General features: G+C 68.6%; 20 protein-coding genes. 16 read left to right on the forward strand and 4 right to left on the reverse strand.

Annotated elements, in window-relative coordinates; translation table 11 throughout:
• Positions 1 to 3: 3 nt before the first annotated feature.
• Entirely contained in the window at positions 4 to 411 is a 408-nt protein-coding gene (locus tag DFR41_RS02915; protein ID WP_114801628.1) for a ribonuclease P protein component, read from the reverse strand.
• A 215-nt stretch (positions 412 to 626) separates the two neighbouring features.
• Complete coding sequence (rpmH, locus tag DFR41_RS02920) at positions 627 to 761, reverse strand: 50S ribosomal protein L34 (protein WP_006299042.1); 135 nt, start codon at positions 759 to 761, stop codon at positions 627 to 629.
• A gap of 362 nt (positions 762 to 1,123) precedes the next feature.
• On the opposite strand from rpmH, the gene dnaA reads away from it, so the two are divergent.
• The 10 genes from dnaA to DFR41_RS02970 all read left to right on the forward strand — a co-directional run bounded on the left by dnaA (position 1,124) and on the right by DFR41_RS02970 (position 11,871).
• Entirely contained in the window at positions 1,124 to 2,545 is a 1,422-nt protein-coding gene (gene dnaA / locus DFR41_RS02925; RefSeq protein WP_017760448.1) for a chromosomal replication initiator protein DnaA, read from the forward strand.
• Positions 2,546 to 2,634: 89 nt separating this feature from the next.
• On the forward strand, positions 2,635 to 3,756 hold the full coding sequence (dnaN, locus tag DFR41_RS02930; RefSeq protein WP_017760447.1) for a DNA polymerase III subunit beta: 1,122 nt from the start codon (positions 2,635 to 2,637) through the stop codon (positions 3,754 to 3,756).
• Between the two features lie 115 nt (positions 3,757 to 3,871).
• The gene (gyrB, locus tag DFR41_RS02935) at positions 3,872 to 6,496 is read left to right on the forward strand and encodes a DNA topoisomerase (ATP-hydrolyzing) subunit B (RefSeq protein ID WP_017760446.1); all 2,625 of its coding nucleotides are present in this window, start codon (positions 3,872 to 3,874) and stop codon (positions 6,494 to 6,496) included.
• Positions 6,497 to 6,598: 102 nt separating this feature from the next.
• Entirely contained in the window at positions 6,599 to 7,618 is a 1,020-nt protein-coding gene (locus DFR41_RS02940) for an AraC family transcriptional regulator (protein ID WP_017760445.1), read from the forward strand.
• 147 nt (positions 7,619 to 7,765) lie between these two features.
• Complete coding sequence (locus DFR41_RS02945) at positions 7,766 to 8,689, forward strand: NAD-dependent epimerase/dehydratase family protein (RefSeq protein WP_017760444.1); 924 nt, start codon at positions 7,766 to 7,768, stop codon at positions 8,687 to 8,689.
• On the forward strand, positions 8,686 to 9,165 hold the full coding sequence (locus DFR41_RS02950; RefSeq protein WP_114801629.1) for a DUF2269 family protein: 480 nt from the start codon (positions 8,686 to 8,688) through the stop codon (positions 9,163 to 9,165). Before DFR41_RS02945 ends, DFR41_RS02950 begins: the two co-directional genes overlap by 4 nt.
• Before the next feature lie 32 nt (positions 9,166 to 9,197).
• Positions 9,198 to 9,839, forward strand: a complete 642-nt coding sequence (locus DFR41_RS02955) for a DUF4166 domain-containing protein (RefSeq protein ID WP_114801630.1) — start codon at positions 9,198 to 9,200, stop codon at positions 9,837 to 9,839.
• A gap of 120 nt (positions 9,840 to 9,959) precedes the next feature.
• Positions 9,960 to 10,436 carry a carboxypeptidase-like regulatory domain-containing protein gene (locus DFR41_RS02960; RefSeq protein ID WP_017760441.1) on the forward strand — a complete coding sequence of 159 codons (477 nt, stop codon included), beginning with the start codon at positions 9,960 to 9,962 and terminating at the stop codon, positions 10,434 to 10,436.
• Between the two features lie 201 nt (positions 10,437 to 10,637).
• Positions 10,638 to 11,144, forward strand: a complete 507-nt coding sequence (locus DFR41_RS02965) for a hypothetical protein (RefSeq protein WP_244917628.1) — start codon at positions 10,638 to 10,640, stop codon at positions 11,142 to 11,144.
• A gap of 268 nt (positions 11,145 to 11,412) precedes the next feature.
• Positions 11,413 to 11,871 carry a RidA family protein gene (locus tag DFR41_RS02970; protein WP_017760439.1) on the forward strand — a complete coding sequence of 153 codons (459 nt, stop codon included), beginning with the start codon at positions 11,413 to 11,415 and terminating at the stop codon, positions 11,869 to 11,871.
• A gap of 9 nt (positions 11,872 to 11,880) precedes the next feature.
• Here the strand turns inward: DFR41_RS02970 and DFR41_RS02975 are convergent, their stop codons facing one another.
• Positions 11,881 to 13,518, reverse strand: a complete 1,638-nt coding sequence (locus DFR41_RS02975; RefSeq protein WP_017760438.1) for an MFS transporter — start codon at positions 13,516 to 13,518, stop codon at positions 11,881 to 11,883.
• A 69-nt stretch (positions 13,519 to 13,587) separates the two neighbouring features.
• Between DFR41_RS02975 and DFR41_RS02980 the strand changes: the two genes are divergently transcribed.
• The gene (locus DFR41_RS02980) at positions 13,588 to 14,424 is read left to right on the forward strand and encodes an alpha/beta hydrolase (protein ID WP_211322543.1); all 837 of its coding nucleotides are present in this window, start codon (positions 13,588 to 13,590) and stop codon (positions 14,422 to 14,424) included.
• A 105-nt stretch (positions 14,425 to 14,529) separates the two neighbouring features.
• A complete protein-coding gene (locus DFR41_RS02985; RefSeq protein WP_017759405.1) occupies positions 14,530 to 14,829 on the forward strand; it encodes an antibiotic biosynthesis monooxygenase family protein in 300 nt (99 codons plus the stop codon).
• Positions 14,830 to 14,835: 6 nt separating this feature from the next.
• Here DFR41_RS02985 and DFR41_RS02990 read toward each other — a convergent pair whose 3' ends face one another.
• On the reverse strand, positions 14,836 to 15,312 hold the full coding sequence (locus DFR41_RS02990) for an Lrp/AsnC family transcriptional regulator (protein ID WP_017759406.1): 477 nt from the start codon (positions 15,310 to 15,312) through the stop codon (positions 14,836 to 14,838).
• 178 nt (positions 15,313 to 15,490) lie between these two features.
• On the opposite strand from DFR41_RS02990, the gene DFR41_RS02995 reads away from it, so the two are divergent.
• From DFR41_RS02995 to secF, 4 genes are all read left to right on the forward strand, one after another.
• Positions 15,491 to 19,099: an indolepyruvate ferredoxin oxidoreductase family protein gene (locus tag DFR41_RS02995; protein WP_114801633.1), complete on the forward strand. Its 3,609-nt coding sequence runs from the start codon at positions 15,491 to 15,493 to the stop codon at positions 19,097 to 19,099.
• Positions 19,100 to 19,393: 294 nt separating this feature from the next.
• A complete protein-coding gene (gene yajC / locus DFR41_RS03000; RefSeq protein ID WP_017758867.1) occupies positions 19,394 to 19,723 on the forward strand; it encodes a preprotein translocase subunit YajC in 330 nt (109 codons plus the stop codon).
• A gap of 77 nt (positions 19,724 to 19,800) precedes the next feature.
• Positions 19,801 to 21,687 (forward strand): protein translocase subunit SecD, encoded by a 1,887-nt coding sequence (gene secD, locus DFR41_RS03005; protein WP_114801634.1) that lies wholly within the window; start codon positions 19,801 to 19,803, stop codon positions 21,685 to 21,687.
• A 24-nt stretch (positions 21,688 to 21,711) separates the two neighbouring features.
• Entirely contained in the window at positions 21,712 to 22,668 is a 957-nt protein-coding gene (gene secF, locus DFR41_RS03010) for a protein translocase subunit SecF (protein ID WP_114801635.1), read from the forward strand.
• Positions 22,669 to 22,905: the final 237 nt, after the last annotated feature.

A 22,905-nucleotide genomic window follows, 5' to 3' on the forward strand; every position in this document is an offset into this window, starting at 1 on the left:
ATTTCAGGCAGCCGTGCGGCGCGCGCGGGCGAACAGCTGCTCCAGCTCCGTGCGCACGGCGCGGCGCAGGGCTTCGGAGGTGGCGCTGACGAACTGGCGACGATCGAAGGCCGTGCGCAGGCGCACCACGTACGCGGCGGGTGGCTGGCCTTCGAGACAGAGCCCGACGGTGTAGATCTGGCGGCGGATGGCGTTGCGCGTGACGGCGCGGCGGGCCCAGCGCTTGGGCACCATGGCGCCCAGCCACACACCCGTCGGACGGAACAGCGCCGCCGCAGGCGCCGCCCCATCGGCGACGGGCTCGACCGGCAATGGCAACGCACGCCGATGCAAGGCGAAATGCGGCGTGCGTGCAATGGTCGCCCCCGCCATACTCGCCTGGAACTGGTCTCGGTTGCGCAGGCGCAGCAAAGCCGCCGGCACCTGCGCGTGCGCAGCCGGCGAGGGCTCGGAAGGGGGCTGCCCCGAAGCGCGAGGAACGAGGCTCACGCGCTGTGGACAAGCAGTTGGCAACAGCCGGCGGTGGCGGCAAAGACCCGCAACGCCAGTCGGCCAAAACCCACCCCGGCCCGTGCCGGCGGAATCCGCGGCATCGCCAGAGGCGGGCCTGCCCACCACGTCACCGTTCAGACGGCCAGGCGCTTGCGGCCCTTGGCGCGGCGGGCGTTGATGACGGCGCGGCCGCCACGGGTCTTCATGCGGACCAGGAAGCCGTGGGTACGGGCGCGGCGGATCTTGGACGGTTGGTAAGTGCGTTTCATGACGAGGGTTCCTGCAAGAGTGCTGATCGACAGGCCCGTCTGGTGATGTGGAGTCGGACCCTGGATTGCAGCGCGAAGGCACGCGCCTTCGAATTTGCTGCAATCAGGTCCGCGGCCGGGCCCCGGCTGCCCTTGCACCACGCGCGCCGAGGCCGCCCGGTGCAAAAGGGAACCCGAGATTATCGCAGACATCCGAACGTGCAGCAATGCATGCGCTTATCAACCAGCAATGCCGCCGCCCGTCAAGGGGTGTGGATAAGTTTTTGACAAGTTAGAATCGCGCGTGCTTTCCGTTCGCAACTATCCACAACAGACACACGCGCCGATGAACCCCCAGCGGCCCTTCGGTCAGCGCAGCCGCCATGTCGAGTGAAGGGGTCGGTGCCAGCCTCTGGCAGGCCTGTGTCGACCAGCTCGCGCAAGAGCTGTCCGAGCAGCAATTCAATACCTGGATCAAGCCGCTGACCGCGCAGGTGACCGACGACCTGACGCGGATGACGATCTTCGTCGCCAATCGCTTCAAGCTGGACTGGATCCGCGCGCAATACGCCGCCCGCATCGCCGACATGGCCGAGCGGTTGTCGGGCCAGCCGGTGGCCGTCGAACTCGCCCTGGCGCCGCGCGAGATCCCGGTTCGCCAGTCTGTCACGGTGCAGGCCGTGCCCTCGTCCATCTCCGAGCCCGAACCGCTGCGCCCCGGCGACGGCCCGATGGGCATGTCCGGCATGGGCGGTGCCGCGCCCGACGAGCCCGCCGGGGCCTTCAAGAACCGCCTCAATCCGCAGCTCACCTTCGACAGCCTGGTCGAGGGTTCGGCCAACCGCATGGCGCGCGCCGCCGCGATGCACGTGGCCGGCACGCCGGGCCATCTGTACAACCCGCTTTTCATCTATGGCGGCGTCGGCCTGGGCAAGACCCACCTGATGCATGCCGTTGGCAACAAGCTGCTGGCCGACAAGCCCGACGCCAAGATCCTCTACCTGCACGCCGAGCAGTTCGTGTCGGACGTGGTCAAGGCCTACCAGCGCAAGACCTTCGACGAGTTCAAGGAACGCTACCACTCGCTCGACCTGCTGCTGATCGACGATGTGCAGTTCTTCGCCAACAAGGACCGCACGCAGGAAGAGTTCTTCAACGCCTTCGAGGCCCTGCTGGCGAAGAAGTCGCACATCGTGATGACGAGCGACACCTATCCCAAGGGCCTGACCGACATCCACGAGCGTCTGGTGTCGCGCTTCGACTCGGGCCTGACGGTCGCCATCGAGCCGCCCGAGCTCGAGATGCGCGTCGCCATCCTGATCAACAAGGCCGCGGCCGAGAGCGCCGAGATGCCCGAAGAGGTGGCCTTCTTCGTCGCCAAGAACGTGCGCTCGAACGTGCGCGAGCTCGAAGGAGCGCTGCGCAAGATCCTGGCCTATTCGCGCTTCAACCAGAAGGAAGTCTCCATCCAGCTCGCGCGCGAGGCGCTGCGCGACCTGCTGTCGATCCAGAACCGGCAGATCAGCGTGGAGAACATCCAGAAGACCGTCGCCGACTACTACAAGATCAAGGTCGCCGACATGTACAGCAAGAAGCGCCCGGCCAGCATCGCGCGGCCGCGCCAGATCGCGATGTACCTGGCCAAGGAGCTGACGCAGAAGAGCCTGCCCGAGATCGGCGAGCTGTTCGGCGGCCGCGACCACACCACCGTGCTGCACGCGGTGCGCAAGATTTCCGGCGAGCGCCAGCAGCTCACCGAGCTGAACCAGCAGCTGCACGTGCTGGAGCAGACGCTCAAGGGATGAGCATCCCCACCCCAAAAAGGGGCGCAGACAATGCGCCGGCATCCGGGCCCCTGCCCGGGAAGATCGAGGACGAAGAGTAGAGGACGTACATGATTGTTCTGAAGGCACCCCAAGACCAGGTTCTGGCAGCCCTGCAGTCGGTGGCAGGCATCGTCGAGCGTCGCCACACGCTGCCCATCCTGGCCAACGTGCTGATCCGCAAGGCCGGCGGCCAATTGCAACTGACCACCAGCGACCTGGAAATCCAGATCCGCACCACCGCCGAGCTCGGCGGGGACGACGGCGCCTTCACCACCACCGTGGGCGCGCGCAAGCTGATCGACATCCTGCGCACCATGCCAGCCGACCAGACCGTGAGCCTGGAATCGAGCCAGAACAAGCTGGTGCTCAAGGGCGGCAAGAGCCGCTTCACGCTGCAGACCCTGCCGGCCGAGGACTTTCCGCTGGTGCAGGAAGCCGCCAGCTTCGGCCCGGCCTTCAGCGTGCCGCAGCGCACCCTGAAGGCGCTGCTGTCGCAGGTGTCCTTCGCGATGGCGGTGCACGACATCCGCTACTACCTCAACGGCATCCTGTTCGTGGCCGAGGGCAAGCAGCTGTCGCTGGTGGCCACCGATGGCCACCGCCTGGCCTTCTCCAGCGCCACGCTGGACGTCGAGGTGCCGCGCCAGGAAGTGATCCTGCCGCGCAAGACGGTACTGGAACTGCAGCGCCTGCTGTCCGACGCCGACGGCGGCGACACGCCGCCCATGATCGAGCTGCAGTTCGCCAACAACCAGGCCAAGTTCAACTTCGGCACGATGGAGTTCGTCACCAAGCTGGTCGAGGGCAAGTTCCCCGACTACAACCGCGTGATCCCCAAGAACCACAAGAACAGCGTGACGCTGGGCCGCGCGCCGCTGCTGGCCAGCCTGCAGCGCACCGCCATCCTGACCAGCGACAAGTTCAAGGGCGTGCGGCTGAACATCGAACCCGGCCTGCTGCGCATTGCCTCCAACAATGCCGAGCAGGAAGAGGCCGTGGACGAGCTGGACATCGACTACGGCGGCGACAGCATCGAGATCGGCTTCAACGTCACCTACCTGATCGACGCGCTGGCCAACATGGGCCAGGACATGGTCCGCGTCGACCTGCAGGACGGCAACAGCTCGGCGCTGCTGACCATCCCCGAGGACGCGAACTTCAAGTACGTGGTCATGCCGATGCGAATCTGAGGTCGCCGCGCGCCCTCAGATTCGCTTCGCGTGCATGTGGCGCACCCCCTGCCCCCGCCAAGCGGGGGTTCTAGCCAGATGACAGTCACAGCCGCTTCGCGGCTTTAAGTTAAAGATGAGCGACAACAAGCAGCCCGACGACGCGCCTGAAACGCCCAAGACCGAACCCGTGTACGAAGCCGAGATCGAGAAGGCGATCCCGATCGAGGTGACGCCCGACACCGGCTATGGCGAAGGCGCGATCCAGATCCTGGAAGGCCTGGAGGCCGTGCGCAAGCGGCCGGGCATGTACATCGGCGACACCTCCGACGGCACCGGCCTGCACCACCTGGTGTTCGAGGTGGTCGACAACTCTATCGACGAGGCCCTGGCCGGCCACTGCGACGACATCGTCGTCACCATCCACACCGACAACTCGATCTCCGTCACCGACAACGGCCGGGGCATCCCGACCGGCGTGAAGATGGACGACAAGCACGAGCCCAAGCGCTCGGCGGCCGAGATCGCGCTGACCGAACTGCACGCGGGTGGCAAGTTCAACCAGAACTCGTACAAGGTGTCGGGCGGCCTGCACGGCGTGGGCGTCTCGTGCGTGAACGCGCTCTCCAAGTGGCTACGCCTGACGGTGCGCCGCGAAGGCAAGGTGCATGCGCTGGAGTTCTCGCGCGGCTTCGTGCAGAACCGCATCGTCGAGCAGGTGAACGGCGTCGAGGTCTCGCCCATGAAGGTGATCGGCGACACCGACAAGCGGGGCACCGAGGTGCACTTCCTGCCGGACACCGACATCTTCAAGGAGAACCACGACTTCCACTACGAGATCCTCAGCAAGCGACTGCGCGAACTCTCCTTCCTGAACAACGGCGTGCGCATCCGCCTGAAGGACGAGCGCAGCGGCAAGGAGGACGACTTCTCCGGCGCCGGCGGCGTCAAGGGCTTCGTGGAATTCATCAACGGCACGAAGAAGGTGCTGCACCCCAACGCCTTCTACGCCACCGGCGAGCGGCCGGCCGACAGCTACGGCGGCATCCCCGGCACCAGCATCTCGGTCGAGGTGGCGATGCAGTGGAACGACGCCTACAACGAGCAGGTGCTGTGCTTCACCAACAACATTCCGCAGCGTGACGGCGGCACCCACCTGACCGGCCTGCGCGCCGCCATGACGCGGGTGGTGGGCAAGTACATCGATCAGAACGACCTGGCCAAGAAGGCCAAGGTCGAGGTCAGCGGCGACGACATGCGCGAAGGCCTGTGCTGTGTGCTGAGCGTGAAGGTGCCCGAGCCCAAGTTCAGCAGCCAGACCAAGGACAAGCTGGTCTCCAGCGAAGTGCGCGCGCCGGTCGAGGACATCGTGGCCCGCGCCCTGACCGAGTACCTGGAAGAGCGCCCGCAGGACGCCAAGATCATCTGCGGCAAGATCGTCGAGGCCGCCAAGGCCCGCGAGGCCGCCCGCAAGGCGCGCGAGATGACGCGCCGCAAGGGCGTGCTCGACGGCATGGGCCTGCCCGGCAAGCTGGCCGACTGCCAGGAGAAGGACCCCGCCCTGTGCGAGATCTACCTGGTGGAGGGCGACTCCGCCGGCGGCAGCGCCAAGCAGGGCCGCGACCGGAAGTTCCAGGCCATCCTGCCGCTGCGCGGCAAGATCCTGAACGTGGAGAAGGCGCGCTACGAGAAGCTGCTGACCAGCAACGAGATCGTGACCATGATCACCGCGCTGGGCACCGGCATCGGCAATGCCGGCGCCACCGGCGGCAACGGCGCCGACGACTTCGACGTGGCCAAGCTGCGCTACCACCGCATCATCATCATGACCGACGCGGACGTGGACGGCGCCCACATCCGCACGCTGCTGCTGACCTTCTTCTACCGCCAGATGCCCGAGCTGGTGGAGCGCGGCCACATCTACATCGCGCAGCCGCCGCTGTACAAGGTCAAGGTTGGCAAGGAAGAGCAGTACCTCAAGGACGGCCCGGCGCTGGAGGCCTTCCTGCTGCGCGTGGCGCTTAAGGACGCGGCCGTGCACACCGGCGGCGCCAACCCCACCGTGCTCAGCGGCGAGACGCTGGACGCGCTGGCGCGCAAGCACCAGCTGGCCGAATCGGTCATCGACCGCCTGGGCGTCTTCATGGACGCGGAGGCGCTACGCGCCATCGCCGACGGCGTGCGCCTGGACCTGGACACGCCCGCCGCCGCCGAGGCCAGCGCCGTGGCCCTGCAGGCTCGCCTGCGCGAGATCAGCAGCAACGGCATTCCGGCCGAAGTGGCCAGCGAGTTCGACCTGCGCACCGACAAGCCGCTGCTGCGCATCAGCCGCCGCCACCACGGCAACATCAAGAGCAGCGTGCTCACGCAGGAGTTCGTGCACGGCGCCGACTACGCCGCGCTGGCCGAGGCCGCCGACACCTTCCGCGGCCTGCTGGGCGAAGGCGCCACCGCCCGCCGCGGCGAGGGGGACAAGGCCAAGGAAGAGCGCGTGAGCGACTTCCGCGGCGCCATGCAGTGGCTGCTGTCTGAAGCCGAGCGCGTCACCGCCCGTCAGCGCTACAAGGGCCTGGGCGAGATGAACCCTGAGCAGCTCTGGGAGACGACCATGGACCCGGCCGTGCGCCGCCTGCTGCGCGTACAGATCGACGACGCCATCGAGGCCGACCGCGTGTTCACCATGCTGATGGGCGACGAGGTCGAGCCGCGGCGGGAGTTCATCGAGACGAATGCGCTGCGGGCGGCGAATATCGACGTGTGAGCGGGCGGCTGGGCATTTCGTCCTGCTTTCGCCCGGCGCGGTAACGGTGGGCTGAGGCGCGGTCGGCGAGCGGCGGCAGAATGCGCACCTCCGGAGCCCCCCGTGACCGTCCTCGCCCTGCTTCTCGCCGGTTATTCGATCTTCTGCGCCGTCGCGCTGGCCGTCCTGCAACTGCGCAACGATTCCGGGACTCGCCGGCCGTTTGCGCAGACCATGGGCCTGCTGACGCTGGCGCTGCTGGCCGGCCTCCAGGGCGCGCATGCGACCTGGCTCTACGCCGATGTGCCTGCGCCTCACGAACGCCTGTACACCCTCGCGCTCTTCGCCGTCGCGCCGTGCTTCTTTCTGTTCAGCCGCGAACTGCTGACGCCGGCTCGAGCCCAGCCGCGCCCGCGGGACGCATGGCATGCCCTTCCCCTGCTGGCTGCGTTCCTGCTGCCTGAAGAAGCAGCGCGACCGACCGCCTTCCTGATCGGTGCCGGCTACCTCCTCTGGCTGGGGCGCCGCCTCCTGGCCCTGCGCCCGGAGCGCGCACGCTTCCGTATCGAGATCGGACTGCTGGGCACGGCCTTCCTGCTTGCCATCGCCGTGGCGCTTGCCGGCATGGCGCCCGGCCTCCTCCCGGACAAGCGCTTCACGGCGCTGTATGCCATCGCCATCGGTATGGCCTTCCTGCTGGTGCAGACCACGCTGCACCAGCGTCCGCAGTTGGAGGCCGAAGTCCAGGAAGCAGCGCAGGGCGCCTACCAGCACACGACGCTGGCCCGCGTCGACTGCGACGCCGCGCTGGCCCGTCTGTCCCAGCTCATGCAGACGCAGCGACTCTTCGTCGATCCCGCGCTCAGCCTGCCGGCGCTGGCGGCCCGGCTGGACCTGACGACCCACCAGCTTTCGGAACTGCTCAACACCCGGCTCGGCAAGAGCTTTGCCCGCTATGTGCGCGAACAGCGGATCGAGGCGGCCAAATCGATGCTCTGCGACGAGCCCTCCGCCTCGGTGCTGTCCGTCGGGCTGGCCGTGGGCTTTGCCGCCCAGTCCAACTTCTACGAGGCCTTCCGCGACATCGAGGGCATGACGCCCGGCCAGTACCGCAAGGTGCACGGCCCCGCCGCAAGACGCTGATCGGCACGGCAAGGGCGGACGACGGCGATTTCCGCTCCGAAATGATCGATCCGGAGCGCAAAGCTGCACCGATTCGATCCAACGGGAGGCGCCGCCGCCGGGCGGCTTCCAGACTGAGGGCTACTCATTCACATGGAGTCCTGCCCGATGGATGCCTCCCTTCCTGCCCCTGCCGGCCATGGCCTGCCTCAGCGCGGTTCGCCACAGCGCGTCCTGCTCGTGGGCGCCTCCGGCTTTCTTGGACGTCACATCGCCGCCGCGTTGGCATCGCAAAGCCACGCCGTCGCCCCCGTGTCGCGCCGCCATGGCCTCGACTTGGCCCGCCTCGACAGTCCCGAGGCGTGGCAGCCCCTGCTGGTCGGCATCGATGCCGTGATCAACGCAGCCGGCATCCTGGTCGAGCAGCAGGGCCAGACCTTCGAGGCTGTGCATGTGCGTGCCCCGCAGGCGCTGTTCGATGCCTGCGCGCGCGCAGGTGTACAACGCGTCGTCCAGATCTCGGCGCTGGGCGCCGACGGCAGTGCCTTCTCGGCCTACCACCTCAGCAAGCGCGCGGCCGATGACGCATTGCGCCGCCTGCCGCTCGACTGGTTTGTCCTGCGGCCTTCGCTCGTGCACGGGGCGGACGGTCACAGCGCAAGGATCCTGATGCGTTGTGCACGGCTGCCCTGGATCCCGGTGCTGGGCACGGGCCGGCAGCGCATCCAGCCCGTGCTGGTCGAAGACCTGTGCGCCACGGTCCTGGCCTGCCTGCGCGCACCGCAGGCCCGGCAGACGCTGGATGTAGTGGGCCCCGAGCCATTGACGTTCGCCGAATGGCTGCAGCGGCTGCGCGCCGCCCAGGGACGTGCGCCGGCCAGGCTGCTGCACATTCCAACGGCATGGGCCTATGCCGCCGCGGCCGTGGCCGGAGGGCTGAGCCCCCTGTTGCGTCGCGACAACCTGCGCATGCTGGAGGCCGGCAACGTGGCGGACGCCAAGCCGCTCGCGCAGTTCCTGGGCCGACTGCCGGCCACCCTTGCGCCGGCCTCCGGCGCCGGCGCGGCACACGCCGAAGGAGCCGCGTCATGAGCTACACGGCCCTCAAGTCGCTGCACATCCTCAGCATGGTGCTGCTGTTCGGCACCGGCCTGGGCAGTGCCTTCTATAAGTGGATGGCAGACCGCAGCGGCGACGTGCAACACATCGCCATCACCAACCGGCATGTGGTGCTGGCAGACTGGCTCTTCACCACGCCGACCGTGATCTTCCAGCCCCTCAGTGGACTGTGGATGGCCGCCATGGCGGGCTGGTCGTGGCATTCGCCGTGGCTGGCCACGAGCCTGGCGTTGTATGGCCTGGCCGGCATGTGCTGGCTGCCGGTGGTCGGACTGCAGATCCGCATGCAACGGCTGGCCGAGGCCGCCGCCAGCGCCCGCGCACCGCTGCCCGCCACCTACTGGCGGCTCGCCCGCTGTTGGTTCTGGCTCGGCGTCCCGGCCTTCATGGCCATGGTCATGGTCGTGGTCCTCATGGTGTTCAAGCACCTGCCGGGGGCGTCGTCATGAGCGGCCAGCCACCCGCTCCAGGGCCCGGTCCGATGGAGTGCGCGTTGGGCACGGACTGGGCACGGCTGCCGCCCGCCCTGCAGACACACCACAGCCGCACCACCGCCGCGGACGTCGGCCACATGGACATCGAGTTCCCGACCGCGATGCGGCCCGTGTTGCGCGTGATGGCCTGGCTGGGCGCGCTGCTCGAGCTGCAGGCCGTCGCCGTGCCAACGCATGTGGTCCGGCACATGGCGGGCGGGCGACAGCACTGGCGACGGACCATCCGCTTCGACGACGGCCGCGTCTACCGCTTCGACAGCGTCTGGGAATGCGCCGGCCCCGGTCGGCTGATCGAGTACGTGAACCCCTTCCTCGGTCTGGAGATGGCGCCCCGGCTCGACGACTGCCGCCTGTGCTACCGAGGGATTCGCTTCGTGCTGAAACTCGGCCCTGCCAGGATCGGGATTCCGCAATGGCTGGGCCCGGGCGTCACGGACATCGTGGAAGAGGCACTCGACGAGCACCGCTTCGCGATGGATTTCCGCATGACCCATCCCTGGTTCGGTCAGCTGTACCGGTACGCGGGCGTGTTCATCACGGGAGTGCCCGTCTCATCGGCGGAAGAACAAACGTCGCAGGCGGACCCGCCCCCGCCCTCCGGGCAGGCCAGTGCGGCGGCGGGGCGGTGACCTTAAGCCGCACCTAAGGCGGCAGGCGGAAAGTCGAGCGCACTCCCCGGCCGCCACGGCGTCCGCTCCGCCGCCGGGGATGCGAATCCAGCGGACGGAAAGCCAAGGAAGGACATTGCCATGACCACCCTCACCTCCTCCATCGCTCGCCGTACGGCCCGCCCCCTTGCCGTTGCACTGCTGCTCGGCATGGGCGCGCTCATGGGCGTGGCGCACGCCGACACCCTGCCCCCCGTGCGCACCGCGCCGACGGGCGTCGAGTACATCAGCGGCGGCGTGGGCAGCGACGAGGCCCATGCCATGCAACAGGCGGCGACCCGTTGGCCCGCGAGCTTCGAGTTCGCCGTCAAGGACGGCGCCAAGGCCGACTTCGCGGCCAACGTGCATGTGACGGTGCAGGACGCCCGCACCGGCGCCACGGTGCTGCGCAACGTGAGGGCGGACGGGCCCTTCATGGCCGCCAAGCTGGCCCCGGGCGTCTACCGCGTGACGGCCTCGCTGGACGGCAAGGCGCTGCAGCGGCAGATCGACGTTGGCGCCAAGGGCCCGGCCCATGCCGTCTTCATGTGGCCGGCCGGCACGGACATGGCTGGTTGAGCAAGACCCCCAGGCTGCGCGCTTCGCGCTCCGCCTCCCCCCTGTAGGGGGCACATCCTGCGGCCCGGCGAAGCCGGTTCCGCGGATGTTGCTGGCGTGGCCTGCTCCGCGGCCTCCTGATCAAACACGAGGTCTGCCGCACCCGTCGCCACCGTGCGGTGGTCCTTTCGAGAAAACGAACCTGTCACACCTCCGTCCATCATGAACACCCCCACACTCGACCGCTCTATCGCCCGCCCCCTCTCCAACCCGATGGTCGCCGTCGGCAACCTCATGGCCGCCAGCCTGCTGGCCGTGGTCGCCGGGGCGGCCCATGCCTCGACCACTTACAACCCGCCCATCGAGATGACGAAGGCCGGCATCGAATACATGAGCGGTGGCACCACGCCCGACGAGGCGAAGCTGATGAAGGTCGTCGAGCCGCGCTGGCCCGCCAGCTTCGAGTTCGACGCCAAGGGCCAGGGTTCCGTGCCCACCGGCGCGCCCGTCAAGGTGACGGTGCGCGACGCGGGCAGCGGCGCGGTGGTGCTCAACGACGTGACCGCCGGCGGGCCGTACATGGTCGCGCGGCTGGACCCGGGCCGCTACCAGGTGACGGCCACGCGCGATGGTCAGACCGTCTCGCGCGACATCGAGGTGGGCCGCTACACCACGGCCCACGCGGTGTTCGACTGGAGCGGCGGCACGGGCGTGGCCAGCAGCCGCTGACGAGGCGCTGAGCCAGGTCGCGGCGGAATGAGCGCCGCCGCGGCCAAGGATCACCCCAACGCAGGCGATCGACCCGTTCGCCCTGCGCTGATCGAAGGCCTTGACCCGCAGTGCCCTGGCTTCGACAGGCTCAGCCCGAACGGGCTGTGCTCAATCAACGGAATGGCATGTTCCCGGACTCTCCGGCATGGCCCGTGCGTGCGTCGCGGCGGCTTGGCCACAATGGCCCGCTGTCCGACGCAGCATGCCGTCGCAAAGGAGTCTTTCCATGAGCATGGGCACCCCCATGGCCCGTTATGCCGCCGCCCGCCGGGTGGGCGATTTCGTCTTCATGAGCGGCGTGGTGGCCGTCGATCCGGCCACGCGCCGCGCCGTCTCGCGCTACGAGGACCTGCCCGAGGCAGCACAGGCCGAGCTGCGTGGCCTGGGCTATGCCACCGGCCAGATGTCGGTGGACGTCTTCGAGGCGCCCGTCGTGGCGCAGAGCTGGTTCGTGCTGGCCCGCATCCGCGATCTGGCGGCCGAGCACGGCGGCACCATGGACAACGTGGTCAAGCTGGTGCAGTACTTCCGCCGCCTGCCCGACTACGCCTTGTTCAACCGGGTGCGCGGGCTGTTCTATCCGGGCGAGCCGCCGGTCTCCACCGTGGTGGAGGTCAACCGCTTCCTGCCCGGCGACGAGGTGCTGATCGAGGTCGAGGCGACGATGTACCTGCCGCGCGGCTGAGGCGCCGCGTCAACCTCGCTGGACGATGTAGCGGTTGACCACGGGCATCGTCTCGCCCCGGTGGAAGGCCAGCCGCCGCTCGCGCAGCGCCAGGTCGGCCGCGGTGGCGCGGTGGAAGCGGCGCAGGTGCTCCGTCCACGACTCGTCCACCACCTGCTCCACATAGCGCTCGGGCGCCGACAGGTCATGCAGCAGCTCCCACGCGATGGCGCCCTGACTGAGGCGGGCACGGCGTGTCTCCTGCATCACGGCGTGGAAGGCGGCGGCGCGGGATGGGTCGATCAGGTATTCGACCGTGATGACCACGCGGCCGTCCTCGCCCGCACTGGCGGGCGGCGGGTTGAAGGCCCAGTCGGTGCCGGCGGGGCTCATGTCGTCCTCGCCCGGGCCGTCGGGCACCCAGCGCAGCACGGCCAGCATCACCAGCGTGCCGGTCACGGCGGCCACCAGCAGGCTGGCGCGCAGCGTGCTCAGTTCCGCGATCTGGCCCCACACGGCCGCACCCAGCGCGCCGGCGCCCATGATGGCCATCTGGTAGGTGGACATGCCACGCGCGCGCACCCAGTCGGGCAGCGCCAGCTGGGCCGACACCGACAGCGAGTTGGCCACCGTGATCCAGGCCGCGCCGCAGAAGAACACGGCGAAGGCGGCCAGCCAGAGCGCGGGCGACAGCGCCAGCACGGCCGTGCCCGTCGACAGCAGCATCGAGCCGTAGAGCACGCGGTGGTCGCGGTCGAACATCTCCCGCAACCGCGGCAGCAGCAGCACCGCGATGATCGAGCCCGCGCCCATCGAGGCCAGCAGCAGCGTGAAGGTGCCGGCGCCACCCTTCGGCCCCTCGTGGAAGCCGCGCGCCAGCAGCGGCAGCAGCGCCAGCACCGCGCTGGAATGGAAGAAGGAGACGGCCACCCGCGACAGCACGGCGCGCATGCGCTGAGACTGCCGCACGAACTGAACGCCCACGCGCATCGCGCTCACCAGCCGCTCGCGGCCCAGCGGGTCGACCTTGTGCTCGCGCCGCCAGCGCAGGATGACGAAGCCCGAGGCAATGCTCAGCACCGCATTGAGCACGAACACCCACACGCTGCCCGCGCTGGCGATCAGCACGCCCGCCACCAGCGGGCCGACGATGCGCGAGGCATTCATCGCGATGCCGTTGAGGCCCATGGCGGCCGGCAGCAGCGGCCGCGTGACCAGCTCGGGCACGATGGCCGAGAACACCGGCCAGCGCAGCGCCAGGCCGATGCCGTTGGCGAAGGTCAGCGCCAGCAGCAGCGGCGCATTCATCTTGTCGAGCCCGATGGCGACGCACAGCACGGTGGCCGAGCCCGCCAGCCAGAACTGCGTGGCCACCAGCCAGCGGCGACGGTCCAGGATGTCGGCCAGCGCCCCGCTGGGCAGCCCGAGCAGAAAGACGGGCAGCGTCGAGGCCGTCTGCACCAGCGCCACCCACATGGGCGAGGTGGTGAGCGTGGTCATCAGCCAGGCGGCCGCGACGTCGTTCATCCACATGCAGGTGTTGGCGATGAACCAGGTGCCCCACAGCAACCGGAAGACCGGCAGCCGCAACGGCTCCAGGGCCGCGAAGCGCGGTGCGCGCCGGGGTGGCGGGGCGGGGCTGGTCTCTTCGGGGTCGATGGGGGGCATGCCCGCTCGATTGTGAAGCAGCAGGCTTGGCCGTAAGCTCGCGCGCTTCGTTCACCACCGCGTGCTCCCATGAATACGACGGCTTCGGCCCCTTCCGGCCCGGCGCTCTGGCGCGGCATGGACCGCCCCACCCTCGACGCCGCCTACGACAGTTCGGCCGTAGTGGCGGACTTCAAGGCCATCACCGGCCGCTGGCCCGAACGCAGCGCCCCGTGGCGCGCTCGGCCCGACGCGCGGCTGGATCTGCCCTACGGCGACGGGTCCCGCTGCCGCATCGACCTGTTCGGCCCCGCGGACGCCTCGCCGCTGGTCGTCTTCCTGCACGGCGGTTACTGGCAGATGCGCGGACGGGAGCAGTTCTCCTTCCTGGCCGAGGGCCCGCTCGCACACGGGCTGGGCTTTGCGGCCGTCGGCTACACGCTGGCGCCGGAGGCGAGCATGGACCGCATCGTCGAGGAATGCCGGCAGGCGCTGGCCTTCCTGCGCCGGGAGACCGGCCGGCCGATCGTGCTGTCGGGCTGGTCGGCCGGCGGACACCTGACGGCCTGCCTGCAGAACGAAGCCGGCGTGATCGGCGGCCTGGCGATCAGCGGGCTGTACGAGCTGGAGCCGATCCGCCTGGGCCGGCTCAACGACAAGCTGGGCATGGACGCGGCCATCGCGCGGCGCAACTCGCCGCTGCATCATCTGCCGGCCGGTTCGCCGCCCCTGGTCGTCGCCTGGGGCGAGGCCGAGCAGCCCGAGCTGCGCCAGCAGTCGCTGGACTATGCCGCCGCCCGCGAGGCCGCCGGCCTGCCCACGCGCCGGCTGCCGCTGGCCGGGCTGCACCACTTCGACGAACTCGACACCTATGCCGATCCGCAAGGCGCGATGGCGCTGGCGCTGGTCGAGCTCGCACGCGGCTGAACGACGGCGCCGCTGCGCACGGTGCGCCCGGCGTGTCGGGCGCCCGCCGGGCCCGGCGATGCACTCACCCTCCAACCCTTCCTTCCACCCTCAGGAGACGTTCCCGTGATCCTCGAAACCGCAGACATCCGCATCCAGCCCGGCCGCCAGGCCGACTTCGACGCCGCCATCGTGCAAGGCCTGCAGACCATCATCGCCAAGGCGAAGGGCTTCCGCGGCTGGCGTGTCGTCAAGGGCATCGAATCGCCCGAGCGCTACCTGCTGCAGATCGAATGGGAGACGCTGGAGAACCACACGGTGGACTTCCGCGAATCGCCCGCCTTCGCTGAATGGCGCGCCATCGTCGGACCCTTCTTTGCGCAGCCGCCGGTGGTCGAGCACTTCACGCTGGTCGGCGCGGGCTAAGGGCGGTTAACCCCCCAGGTGCCCCAGCGGCAGCGCCGAATTCGCCTTCACCTCGCCCAGCGAGAAGCTGGTGTGCAGGTCCTTCACGTTAGGCAGCGTCATCAGGCTGTTGAGCGCGAAGCGGGAGAAGGCATCCAGGTCCTGCGCCACCACCTGCAGCTCGAACATGCCGTTGCCGCTGATGTAGTGGCAGGCCACCACCTCGGGCAGGCAGCGGATGGCTTCTTCCAGCACGCGGGTGGCGTCGCTGGTGGCGCGGTCGGTGTCCACCCGCACGAAGGCCAGCACGCCCAGGCCGATCTTGCGGCGGTCCAGCTCGGCGTGGTACCCCTTGATGTAACCCGCCGCCTCCAGAGCGCGCACGCGGCGCCAGCAGGGCGCTGCCGACAGGCCGACGCGCTGGGCCAGCTCGGCGTTGGTGAGCCGGGCGTCGTCCTGCAGCTCGCGCAGGATGGCGAGGTCATATTTATCAATACTTTCCAAAGAGGCACTCTCCGCGCAAGATCCTTTCCCAATCATCCGTTTTCAGCGCATGGAAAGCAAACACCTATCCAACGGCCGGGCATACACTTTGCGTGCATGATGCCTCGGGGGACTTCCACCCGGAGCCCGCCCACCCCGCCACGGCCCACAAGGCCCCAGCCGACGGAGAGAGACAACGATGAACGCTCCCTTGCCCGAACACATCCGCAAGGCCCTCGAGACGGTCACGCTCGATGACAAGTACAGCCTGGACTACGGCCGCGCCTTCATGAGCGGCGTCCAGGCGCTGGTCAAGCTGCCCATGCTGCAGCGCCTGCGCGATGCGCAGCAGGGCCACAACACCGCCGGCTTCGTCAGCGGCTACCGCGGCTCCCCGCTCGGCGGCTATGACCAGGCGCTGTGGAAGGCCAGCAAATACCTCAAGGCGCAGAACATCGTCTTCCAGCCCGGCGTCAACGAAGAGCTGGCGGCCACCGCGCTGTGGGGCACGCAGATGCTGGGCTTCTCGCCGAAGGAACAGCAGAAGTTCGACGGCGTCTTCGGCATCTGGTACGGCAAGGGGCCGGGCGTGGACCGCTGCTCCGACGTGTTCAAGCACGCCAACATGGCCGGCACCGCGCCGCTGGGCGGCGTGATCGCCATCGCCGGCGACGACCACATCTCCAAGAGCAGCACCGCCGCGCACCAGAGCGACCACATCTTCAAGGCCTGCGGCACTCCGGTGTTCTTCCCGGCCAACGTGCAGGAGATCCTGGACCTGGGGCTGCATGCCTTCGCCATGAGCCGCTTCGCCGGCATCTGGTCGGGCATGAAGACGATCCAGGAGATCGTCGAGTCCAGCGCCACCGCCATGATCGACCCCGACCGGGTCGAGATCGTGCTGCCCACCGACTTCGACATGCCGCCCGGCGGCCTGCACATCCGCTGGCCCGACGCGCCACTGGAGCAGGAGGCGCGCCTCATGCACTACAAGTGGTACGCCGCGCTGGCCTACATCCGCGCCAACCGGCTCAACCACAACGTGATCGAAGGCCCGCACGACCGCTACGGCATCATGGCCAGCGGCAAGGCCTACAACGACACTCGCCAGGCGCTGGCCGACCTGGGCCTGGACGACGCGGCCTGCCGACAACTGGGCATCCGCCTGCACAAGGTGGGCGTGGTCTGGCCGCTGGAGGCGCAGCTCACGCGCGACTTCGCCACCGGCCTGCAGGAGATCCTGGTGGTCGAGGAGAAGCGCCAGGTCATCGAATACCAGCTCAAGGAAGAGCTCTACAACTGGCGTCCCGACGTGCGGCCCAACGTGCTGGGCAAGTTCGACGAGCTGGCGGGCGACTTCTCCGGCGGCGAGTGGGCCATGCCCAACCCGACGGCCAACACGCTGCTGCGCGCCAATGCCGACCTCAACCCGGCGCTGATCGCGCGGGCGCTGGTCAAGCGGCTGAAGAAGACCGGGATCCTGGCCTCGGGCGGCGCCGACATGGTGGCCCGCGTGGAGGCGCAGATGGCGCTGCTGGAGGCCAAGGAGCGCTCGATGCAGGTGCTCAACGCCGGCGGCGTGCAGGGCGCGGATCGCGTGCCATGGTTCTGCTCGGGCTGCCCGCACAACACCAGCACGGTGGTGCCCGAAGGCTCGCGCGCCATGGCCGGCATCGGCTGCCACTACATGGCCAACTGGATGGACCGGTCCACCTACGGCTTCACGCAGATGGGCGGCGAGGGCGTGCCGTGGGTGGGCCAGGCGCCCTTCACGCACGAGAAGCACCTGTTCGCCAACCTGGGCGACGGCACCTACTTCCACAGCGGGCTGCTGGCCATCCGCCAGAGCATCGCGGCAGGCGTCAACATCACCTACAAGATCCTCTACAACGATGCGGTGGCCATGACCGGCGGCCAGCAGGTGGGCGAGCGGCCCGAGGGCCATTCGGTGCTGCAGATCGCCGAGAGCCTGCATGCGGAGGGCGCGACCCAGGTCGTGATCGTCACGGACGAGCCCGCCAAGTACGACGGCGTGGCCATTCCCGGCAGCTACGGCGGCCAGCCCGTCAAGGTGCGTCACCGCGACGAGCTGGACGCGGTGCAGCGCGAATTCCGCGAGATCGCCGGCACCACGGCCATCATCTACGACCAGACCTGCGCCACCGAGAAGCGCCGCCGCCGCAAGCGCGGCACGATGGTGGATCCGGCCAAGCGCGTGGTCATCAACGACCTGGTCTGCGAAGGCTGCGGCGACTGCAGCGTGCAGAGCAACTGCCTGTCGGTGGAGCCGCTGGAAACGGAGTTCGGCCGCAAGCGCACCATCAACCAGAGCAGCTGCAACAAGGACATGAGCTGCCTGAAGGGCTTCTGCCCGAGCTTCGTCACCGTCGAGGGCGGCCAGCTCAAGAAGAAGGCCAAGGGCAAGGCCGGCGCACCGGCCGAGTTGGGCGCATTGCCCGAGCCCGCGCTGCCGGCGCTGGCCGTGGGCCAGGTCTGGGGCATCGTGGTCGCCGGCGTGGGCGGCACGGGCGTCATCACCATCGGCCAGCTGCTGGGCGTGGCGGCGCACATCGAGGGCAAGGGCATCGTCACGCAGGACGCCGCCGGCCTGGCCCAGAAGGGCGGTGCCACCTGGAGCCATGTGCTGATCGGCGCGCGGCAGGACGACATCCGCACCACCCGCGTCGGCACCGCCGCGGCCGACCTGGTGCTGGCCTGCGACCCCATCGTCACCGTCAACGGCGAGACGCTGGCGCGCATGCGCGAGGGACGCACGCACGTGGCCCTGAACACCCACAGCACGCCCACCGCCAGCTTCGTCAAGAACGCCCAGTGGCAGAACCCGCAGGACGCCTGCGCCGTGCAGATCGGCAAGGCTGTGGGCGAGGCCGGCGTGGGCGCCTTCGACGCCGACGCGGCCGCCACGCAGCTGATGGGCGACACGCTCTTCGTCAATCCGATGATGCTGGGCTACGCCTGGCAGAAGGGCTGGATCCCGCTGGCCCACGAATCGCTGATGCGCGCCATCGAGCTCAACAACGTGGCGATCGAGGCCAACAAGGCCGCCTTCGAGTGGGGCCGCCAGGCCGCACACCGGCCGGCCGAGATGGCCCAGCGCCTGAACCCCGGCCAGGTGATCGAGTTCAAGAAACGCGAGACGCTGGCTTCGCTATTGGCCAGGCGCGTGGACTTCCTCACCGACTACCAGAACGCCGCTTACGCCGAGGACTACCGCGCCTTTGTCGAGCGCGTGCGCGCGGCCGAGGCACCGCTGGGCAAAACGGCGATGGCCGAGACGGTGGCACGCCAGCTCTTCAAGCTCATGGCGTACAAGGACGAGTACGAGGTGGCGCGCCTGCACACGCAGACGGGCTTCCGCGAGCGCATCGACCAGATGTTCGAAGGCGACTACACCGTGCACTACCACTTGGCGCCGCCGGCCATCGCCAAGCGCAATGCCAAGGGCGAGCTGGTCAAGCAGCGCTTCGGCCCCTGGATGCACCGCGCCTTCGGCGTGCTGGCGCGCCTGAAGGGCCTGCGCGGCACCGCCCTCGACCCATTCGGCCGCACCGAGGAGCGCCGCACCGAGCGCGCGCTGATCGGCGAATACCGCGCGGGCATCGAGGAAGTGCTGCAGGGCCTGGACGCCGAGCGCCATGCGCTGGCGCTGGAGATCGCCGCCCTGCCCGACGGCATCCGCGGCTACGGCCATGTGAAGGAGCGCAACCTCGCCGCCGTGCGCACGCGGTGGCAGGCCCTGATGGCGCGCTGGCGCGGCGGCGAGCCGGCGGCCCGCGCGGCGGCCTGAGCCCGACCCGCTCGCAGCGCCGCCTCCTGGCCCAGCGCCGGTCGCTTAGCCAAAGGCTGTTCGGGCTGAGCTTGGCCTCTCCAGCCCGGGCACGCCGGCGTGCAATATCCCGCGCCGCGTGCCGGCTTGACGCCAGCGCGTCAAGACCCCCCGCATACAATCCGCCGGTTGTGCGAAGCCCTCCCCTCGTGGGCCTCTTCGCGCACCGGCGGCCCCGCTTCCAGCGATCCGGCCGCCCCGGAACCGCGGGCACCGCCTGCGGTCAGACCCCATCCGCTCTCCTGGAGACCTCCCTTGTTCATTTCCTCCGCTTTCGCCCAGACCGCACCTGCCGCCGGTGGCGGCGACATGATGTCTTCGCTCACCAGCATGCTGCCGCTGGTGCTGATGTTCGTGGTGCTGTACTTCGTGATGATCCGGCCCCAGATGAAGCGCCAGAAGGAAACGCGCGCCATGCTGGACGCCCTGGCCAAGGGCGACGACGTGGCCACCGCCGGTGGCGTCGTCGGCCGCATCAGCGCGCTCGGCGACCAGTTCCTGACGATCGAAATCTCGAGCGGCGTGGAGATCAAGGTGCAGCGTAGCGCCGTGGTCCAGGTCCTGCCCAAAGGCTCCTACAAGTAAGCTGCGCAATGGCTGCCCCTGAGGCAGCCTTGCTTTTTTGAGCGCATCCGGCGTCTCGATTCCTTAGGTATCCAGCGATGAACCGCTATCCGGTCTGGAAGTACGCGATCATGGTGATCGTGCTGCTGGTGGGGCTGATCTACACCCTGCCCAATCTCTTCGGCGAAGCGCCGGCCGTGCAGGTCTCGCCCGCCAAGTCCACCGTCAAGGTGGATGCCTCGACGCAGCAGCGCGTGGAGACGGCACTCAAGGCCGCCAACCTCGCGCCCGACATGCTGACGCTGGATGCCAATTCCATCCGCGCCCGCTTCGGCAGCACCGACGAGCAACTGAAGGCCCGCGACGTGCTGCAGCATGCGCTGGTGCCCGATGCCAACGACCCGCCCTACGTGGTGGCGCTGAACCTGGTGTCGCGCTCGCCCACCTGGCTGTCGGCACTGCATGCCTTCCCGATGTACCTGGGCCTGGACCTGCGCGGTGGCGTGCACTTCATGCTGCAGGTGGACATGCAGGGTGCCCTGGACAAGCGCGCCGAGACCTTCGCCAGCGACCTGCGCACCGCGCTGCGCGACAAGAACATCCGCGGCGCCGCCGTCACGCGCAACGGCCAGGCCATCGAGGTGCGGCTGCGCGACGCGGCCGCCCAGCAGGCCACGCAGAACCTGATCCAGGACCAGTTCACCGACCTTGCGGCCACCGCCAGCCAGGACGGCAGCGACTACAAGCTGGCCGTGACCATCAAGCCCGAGGCGGCCCGCCGTCTGCAGGACAACGCGCTCAAGCAGAACATCACCACGCTGCACAACCGGATCAACGAGCTGGGCGTGGCCGAGCCGGTGATCCAGCAGCAGGGCCTGGACCGCATCATCGTGCAGCTGCCCGGCGTGCAGGACACGGCCAAGGCCAAGGACATCCTGGGCCGCACGGCCACGCTGGAACTGCGCCTGGTGGACGAAAGCGCCGAAGGCCGCGCCGCCGAGCTGGGCACCGGCCCGGTGCCCTTCGGCTCCGAGCGCTTCATGGACCGCGAAGGCCGTCCGGTGATCGTCAAGAAGCAGGTGGTCATCACCGGCGAGAACCTCACCGACGCGCAGCCCGGCTTCGACTCGCAAACGCAGCAGCCCAAGGTCGACCTCACCGTCGACGCCAAGGGCGGCCGCATCATGCGCGACGTCAGCCGCGACAACTACCGCAAGCGCTTGGCCATCCTGCTGTTCGAGAAGGGCAAGGGCGAGGTGCTGACAGCGCCCTCGATCAACGGCGAGCTGGGCACGCGCTTCCAGATCTCCGGCTCGATGAACGTGGTCGAGGCCAACGACCTGGCCCTGCTGCTGCGCGCCGGCTCGCTGGCCGCACCGATGGAGATCATCGAGGAGCGCACCATCGGCCCGAGCCTGGGCGCCGACAACATCGCCATGGGCTTCAAGAGCGTGGCCTACGGCTTCCTGGCGATCATGGTGTTCATGTGCGTGTACTACGCGCTGTTCGGCGTGTTCTCGTCCATCGCGCTGGGCGTGAACCTGCTGCTGCTGGTGGCCATCCTGTCGATGCTGCAGGCCACGCTCACGCTGCCGGGCATCGCCGCCATGGCGCTGGCCATCGGTGTGGCCATCGACTCCAACGTGCTGATCAATGAGCGGGTGCGCGAAGAGCTGCGCAACGGCGCCTCGCCGCAGGCCGCCATCCACGCCGGCTACGACCGCGCCTGGGGCACCATCCTCGACTCCAACGTGACCACGCTGATCGCGGGCCTGGCGCTGCTGGCCTTCGGCTCGGGCCCCGTGCGCGGCTTCGCGGTGGTGCACTGCATCGGCATCGTCACCTCGATGTTCTCGGCCGTGTTCTTCTCGCGCGGGCTGGTCAACCTTTGGTACGGCCGCAAGAAGAAGCTCAAGACCGTGTCCATCGGCACCGTCTGGCGTCCGGGCCAGGCCGACGAGACCTCCCTGGCCAAGGCCAAGTAAAGCGCGGCACGGAGCACAACGACCATGGAATTCTTCCGCATCCACCGCACCATCCCGTTCATGCGCTATGCGAAGGTGCTGAACGCGATCTCGATCGTCACCTTCATCCTGGCGGTCTTCTTCCTGTTCCACCGCGGGCTGCACCTGTCGGTGGAATTCACCGGCGGCACGGTGATGGAAGTCAACTACCCGCAGGCGGCCGAGCTCGACAAGGTGCGCAGCGCCGTCAGCGGCCTGGGCTACCAGGACGTGCAGGTGCAGAACTTCGGCAGCTCGCGCGACGTGATGATCCGCCTGCCCGCCCAGAAGGGCGTGAGCTCGCAGGAGCAGAGCAACCGCGTGCTGACCGCCCTCAAGACGGTCGACCCGACGGTGCAGCTGCGCCGCAACGAGTTCGTCGGTCCGCAGGTGGGCGACGAGCTCACCACCAACGGCCTGAAGGCGCTGGGCATGGTGGTCGTCGGCATCATGATCTACCTGGCCTTCCGCTTCGAATGGAAGTTCGCGCTGTCCACCGTGCTGGCCAACCTGCACGACGTGGTCATCATCCTGGGCTTCTTCGCCTTTTTCCAGTGGGAGTTCTCGCTGGCGGTGCTGGCGGCAGTGCTGGCGGTGCTGGGCTATTCCGTGAACGAGTCGGTGGTGATCTTCGACCGGATCCGCGAGAACTTCCGGCGCTACCGCAAGATGGACACGGTCGAGATCATCGACAGCGCCATCACCGGCACCATCAGCCGCACGATCATCACGCACGGTTCCACCCAGCTGGTGGTGCTGTCGATGTTCTTCTTCGGCGGCCCGACGCTGCACTACTTCGCGCTGGCGCTGACCATCGGCATCTGCTTCGGCATCTATTCCTCCTGCTTCGTGGCGGCCTCGATTGCCATGTGGCTGGGCGTGAAGCGCGAGGACCTGATCAAGGGCGGCCCGGCCAAGCGCGACGAGGATCCGAACGATCCCAACGCCGGCGCCACGGTGTAAGCGCGCACCGGCCCCCACGTCCAACCCGGCCCCGGCCGGGTTTTTTCTTTTCTGGACAGGGCATGACGCATGCAGCGCCGCGCGTATCTGTGCAGCCTGTCGCCTTGTCGACGCTTTTCTGACCCGCGCTTCGGGACTTGGGCGGACCCCGCATACGGTGCAGTGGCGGCCTCCGTTACATTCGAACCAGTTGGAATTAACAACAATTCACTATCTTTCGTTCCGCTTGTCTTGCCC

The organism is Pseudacidovorax intermedius, assembly GCF_003350475.1.
GTDB classification, from domain to species: domain Bacteria; phylum Pseudomonadota; class Gammaproteobacteria; order Burkholderiales; family Burkholderiaceae_C; genus Xenophilus; species Xenophilus intermedius.

Coding starts and splice junctions, on each gene's coding strand:
- DFR41_RS02950 (WP_114801629.1), top strand. CDS start 8,686: ATGAGCTACACGGCCCTCAAGTCGCTGCACATCCTCAGCATGGTGCTG.
- DFR41_RS02995 (WP_114801633.1), top strand. CDS start 15,491: ATGAACGCTCCCTTGCCCGAACACATCCGCAAGGCCCTCGAGACGGTC.
- DFR41_RS02955 (WP_114801630.1), top strand. CDS start 9,198: ATGGAGTGCGCGTTGGGCACGGACTGGGCACGGCTGCCGCCCGCCCTG.
- DFR41_RS02975 (WP_017760438.1), bottom strand. CDS start 13,518: ATGCCCCCCATCGACCCCGAAGAGACCAGCCCCGCCCCGCCACCCCGG.
- DFR41_RS02945 (WP_017760444.1), top strand. CDS start 7,766: ATGGATGCCTCCCTTCCTGCCCCTGCCGGCCATGGCCTGCCTCAGCGC.
- DFR41_RS02970 (WP_017760439.1), top strand. CDS start 11,413: ATGAGCATGGGCACCCCCATGGCCCGTTATGCCGCCGCCCGCCGGGTG.
- secF (WP_114801635.1), top strand. CDS start 21,712: ATGGAATTCTTCCGCATCCACCGCACCATCCCGTTCATGCGCTATGCG.
- DFR41_RS02960 (WP_017760441.1), top strand. CDS start 9,960: ATGACCACCCTCACCTCCTCCATCGCTCGCCGTACGGCCCGCCCCCTT.
- dnaA (WP_017760448.1), top strand. CDS start 1,124: ATGTCGAGTGAAGGGGTCGGTGCCAGCCTCTGGCAGGCCTGTGTCGAC.
- DFR41_RS02980 (WP_211322543.1), top strand. CDS start 13,588: ATGAATACGACGGCTTCGGCCCCTTCCGGCCCGGCGCTCTGGCGCGGC.
- DFR41_RS02965 (WP_244917628.1), top strand. CDS start 10,638: ATGAACACCCCCACACTCGACCGCTCTATCGCCCGCCCCCTCTCCAAC.
- gyrB (WP_017760446.1), top strand. CDS start 3,872: ATGAGCGACAACAAGCAGCCCGACGACGCGCCTGAAACGCCCAAGACC.
- dnaN (WP_017760447.1), top strand. CDS start 2,635: ATGATTGTTCTGAAGGCACCCCAAGACCAGGTTCTGGCAGCCCTGCAG.
- secD (WP_114801634.1), top strand. CDS start 19,801: ATGAACCGCTATCCGGTCTGGAAGTACGCGATCATGGTGATCGTGCTG.
- rpmH (WP_006299042.1), bottom strand. CDS start 761: ATGAAACGCACTTACCAACCGTCCAAGATCCGCCGCGCCCGTACCCAC.